The 2716-nt window shown below is 62.7% G+C and carries 2 protein-coding genes; both read right to left on the minus strand.

The features are described 5' to 3' along the window. Positions 1–97: 97 nt before the first annotated feature. Complete coding sequence (locus HU811_RS26515) at positions 98–793, minus strand: SPOR domain-containing protein (RefSeq protein WP_092395510.1); 696 nt, start codon at positions 791–793, stop codon at positions 98–100. Position 794: 1 nt separating this feature from the next. Further along, a complete protein-coding gene (gene argS, locus HU811_RS26520; RefSeq protein WP_186659034.1) occupies positions 795–2531 on the minus strand; it encodes an arginine--tRNA ligase in 1737 nt (578 codons plus the stop codon). Positions 2532–2716 lie beyond the last annotated feature (185 nt).

A 2716-nucleotide genomic window follows, 5' to 3' on the forward strand; every position in this document is an offset into this window, starting at 1 on the left:
CGACAGCTCCTACACAGCTCCTACACAGCTACACGCCCCAGCGGGAGCAAGCGCCCTCGCCACAAAAGCCCCACAGCCACAGGTGTCCTTGACGAGATCAGCGGTTCTGGCGTTGTTGTAACAACAGGTTGCTGAAACCGCTGCCGGCCAGTTGCTTTTGGGCCTTGGTCAGTTCTTCGCGGTTGCTGAACGGACCGACCAGCACCCGATACCAGGTTTCTTCCTTCACCGTGCCGGACTCCACCGCCACGGACTGGCCCAGCAGAATGATCTGCGCCCGTACCTTGTCGGCGTCGGCTTCCTTGCGGAACGAGCCGGCCTGCAGGAAGAACTTCGTCACCGGAGCGGCTTTCTGCACGGGCGGTGCCGGCGGCGGCGTGATGCCGGCCAGGGCTGCCTGAGCGCGAGCGGTGTCGATCTTCGCCGCTTCGGCCGGAGTAACCGGCGTGGTGGGGACCTGTGGCGTCGGCAGGGTTTTCTCCGGCACGGCATCGGGCGGCACGATGACTTCCGATTCCGGCAGCAGGGTGTAGAAGTCGTACTTGGGCTTGACCGGTTGCGTCGGGCTCGGCGGGGTCTTGTTGGCCTCGGCGATGCGCGTGGCTTTCTGTTGCTCTTGGCGCACGCGCTTGACGTCATCGCCCTGGCCCGGCTCCAGTTTCATCAGAAACACAATGAAAGCGCCGACGGTCAGGCCGATAGCCATCCACAACCAGCCGGGAATCGGCTGTTTGGCTGGGGGCTGGTAACGACTGGCGCCGCGTTTGGGTGCAGGTTTTTTCTTGGCGGCCAACTTACATGCGCTCCAGCGTTTCCAGGCCCAGCAGTTCCAGGCCTTGCTTGAGGGTGCGCCCGGTCAGTGCGGCGAGGCGCAGGCGGCTCTGCATTTGCTCTGGCGTTGGTGCATTGAGGATCGGGCAGTTCTCGTAGAAGCTGGAGAACAGACCGGCCACATCGTACAGGTACGCGCACAGGGTGTGTGGCGTGCCCTTGTCGGCGACGTTGTTCAGCACTTCGCCGAACTGCGCCAGTTTCGCCGCCAGCTCGTGTTCTTGAGCGGCTTCAAGGACGATCTGCCCGTCCACCTCATCGAAACCCTTGCCGAGTTTGCGGAACACCCCGGCCACGCGGGTGTAGGCGTACAACAGGTACGGCGCGGTGTTGCCCTCGAAATTGAGCATCAGGTCGAAGTTGAAGCTGTAGTCGCTGGTGCGGTGCTTGGACAGGTCGGCGTATTTCACCGCGTCGATGCCCACCACCTTGGCGATCTGGCGCAGTTCGTCTTCGGCCAGATCCGGATTCTTGCCCTTGACCAGGGTGTAGGCGCGGTCCTGGGCTTCGCTCAGCAGGTCGATGAGCTTGACCGTGCCGCCGTCGCGGGTCTTGAACGGCCGGCCGTCGGCGCCGTTCATGGTGCCGAAGCCCATGTGCTCCATCTCCATCGGATGGGTCACGAAACCGGCCAGGCGCGCCACTTCGAACACTTGCTGGAAGTGCAGGGCCTGGCGCTGGTCGACAAAATAAAGAACCCGGTCCGCCTTGAGCACGCTGTTGCGGTAGCGCACGGCCGCCAGGTCGGTGGTGGCGTAGAGGTAGCCGCCGTCAGCCTTGACGATGATCACCGGCAGCGGCTCGCCGTCAGCGGTCTTGAACTGCTCGAGGAACACGCACTGGGCGCCGTTGCTTTCCACCAGCATGCCCTTGGCCTTCAGGTCGTTGACCACGTTGATCAGGTCGTCGTTGTAGGCGCTTTCGCCCATCACGTCGGCCATGGTCAATTTGACGTTCAGCAACTCGTAGATTTTCTGGCAGTGGGACAGGGAGATGTCCTTGAACTTGGTCCACAGCGCCAGGCACTCGGCATCGCCGGCCTGCAGCTTGACCACCAGGCCACGGGCGCGGTCAGCGAATTCGGGCGACTCGTCGAAGCGTTGCTTGGCGGCGCGGTAGAAGTTCTCCAGGTCCGACAGTTCGTCGCTGGTGACCGGGTTTTCCTGCAAATAGGCCATGAGCATGCCGAACTGGGTGCCCCAGTCGCCGACGTGGTTCTGGCGGATCACCGTGTCGCCGAGAAACTCCAGTACCCGTGCCACGCCGTCACCAATGATGGTCGAGCGCAGGTGGCCGACGTGCATTTCCTTGGCGAGGTTGGGGGCCGACAGGTCAACCACGGTGCGTTGCAACGGGCCGGCCTTGCGCACGCCGATACGTTCGTCAGCCAGGGCCACGTCCAAACGCGAGGCCAAGGCCTGGGTGTTCTGGAAGAAGTTGATGAAACCTGGGCCGGCAATGTCAGCCTTGCTGACGTTTTCGTCAGCCGGCAGCGCGGCGATGATTTTTTCGGCCAGGTCCCGCGGTTTCATGCCGGCCGGCTTGGCGAGCATCATTGCGATGTTGCTGGCGAAGTCGCCGTGGGTCTTGTCACGGGTATTTTCGACCTGAATCGCCGGCGACAGGCCTTCTGGCAGCACACCTTCTGTGACGAGTTGGGCGATGGCTTGCTGGATGAGCTGGCGAATGGTGTCTTTCATGGTCTTCTCTTTCAACCGCAGGCGCGGCGGCGCTTCGATGCGCTGGTGGAAAAACTGGGCATTATCCGTGGCCCGGACGAGCTTGCCAACTGTAGCGGGTCGGTTGGGGCTGGGTGGTGATTATTCTTGGTGGCTTGGATGCACTCGGTCTACCCGTGGGAGCGGGCTTGCTCGCGAAAGCGGTG

It is taken from the genome of Pseudomonas tehranensis (genome assembly GCF_014268615.1).
Classification (GTDB): Bacteria; Pseudomonadota; Gammaproteobacteria; order Pseudomonadales; family Pseudomonadaceae; genus Aquipseudomonas; species Aquipseudomonas tehranensis.